This window comes from Spirosoma flavum (assembly GCF_042686045.1).
Taxonomy (GTDB): Bacteria; Bacteroidota; Bacteroidia; order Cytophagales; family Spirosomataceae; genus Spirosoma; species Spirosoma flavum.
Window position 1 is genome coordinate 1 of sequence record NZ_JBHUOM010000069.1, and the last position, 1165, is coordinate 1165.

At 53.0% G+C, this 1165-nt stretch carries 4 protein-coding genes; all 4 read left to right on the plus strand.

Annotated features, from left to right (window positions below):
- Positions 1–299 precede the first annotated feature (299 nt).
- Positions 300–596 (plus strand): hypothetical protein, encoded by a 297-nt coding sequence (locus ACFS25_RS31775; RefSeq protein ID WP_381509250.1) that lies wholly within the window; start codon positions 300–302, stop codon positions 594–596.
- A 41-nt stretch (positions 597–637) separates the two neighbouring features.
- Entirely contained in the window at positions 638–919 is a 282-nt protein-coding gene (locus tag ACFS25_RS31780) for a hypothetical protein (protein ID WP_381509252.1), read from the plus strand.
- Positions 912–1046, plus strand: a complete 135-nt coding sequence (locus tag ACFS25_RS31785) for a transposase (RefSeq protein ID WP_381509254.1) — start codon at positions 912–914, stop codon at positions 1044–1046. The genes ACFS25_RS31780 and ACFS25_RS31785 overlap by 8 nt, the downstream gene beginning before the upstream one ends.
- Positions 1000–1165 (plus strand): transposase (locus ACFS25_RS31790; protein WP_381509255.1); only part of this gene is annotated, 166 nt, incomplete at its 3' end. The genes ACFS25_RS31785 and ACFS25_RS31790, both read left to right, overlap by 47 nt.

Below are 1165 nucleotides of genomic sequence, written 5' to 3' on the forward strand. Positions count from 1 at the left end.
GTGAACAGGGTGGGCTACCCTAGGGGGCCGCAGAGTTCCAGCTCTATGCGCGGAACGGTCCGCCGTCGCGGTCAGGACCCACCCTGTTTTACTTGCTTAAAGGCTCGAATGGAAATGAGGGCAACTAGGCCCATTAGCAAGCGGGGCGCCCCGTGGCGGTTTGAGCACCAACGCAAGGACTTGTTGAACACCTAAATTACTATCTCTCATGGACATTCGCTACCGCGCGGGCGGCCCCGTTCATCGGTGTTGACGTTTCGAAAGCTACACTGGACTGGGCCGTTTTTGATGGCAAAACTATGGTCTTGCAAATTCAATCGGCTAATTCACCAGCAGCGATCAGAACTACAGTGAAATTAAGTAAGGCCTTGCCTTACTTTACAATTGCTGAATCGGTCTGCTGTCTCGAACATACGGGGATTTATTGTGCTCATCTTTTATCTTCCCTTTACAAACTGAAGATACCGATTTGGCTGGAAAGCAGTCTTCAAATTAAGAAGGCAGGGGGCCTTCAGCGCGGTAAGAGCGACACCATTGATGCAGTCCGCATTGCCGAGTATGCCCGCACGGGCGGCCCCGTTCCGTTTCCGAGATAAAATGTGTCTGTGGCAGCCGCCACGGCTCATTTTGCAAAAACTTGCAACACTTAGTGCACTTCGTCAACGACTTCTTCGAGTTCGCCAGCAAACGCTCCGGCGTCCCGGTTCAACAACCTATTGACGAACAGCAGGGCTTCGTGGAAAAGTCTCTCCAAAAGCAACTGGCCAAAAACTGCCAGGCCTCGTTAAAAGCAATCAATGCCGATTTGGCAAGTGCCGAAAAACAAATCAATACGCTTATTCAGAGCGATGAGCGCTTGAAAGAGCCGCACGGGCGGCCCCGTTTTCGGCTGGATCACCTCTGTTCCTGGTGTGGGTGATGCCATTGCGGCTGAAGTACTGGTAGCTACGAACGAATTCAAGGCCATCAACGATCCCAAGAAATTGGCCTGTCACGCTGGTGTGGCGCCCTTTGACGGGGCCGCCCGCGCGGTACCGGTCGGGTAGTAGTGTACGTGGCAAAACGCGCGTCAGCCAACATGCTCGCTTACGCTTGAAATCCGTCTTCCATTTGGGTGCCATGTCGGTTATCCAGATGAAGGGTGAGCTACGTGATTATTATCGAC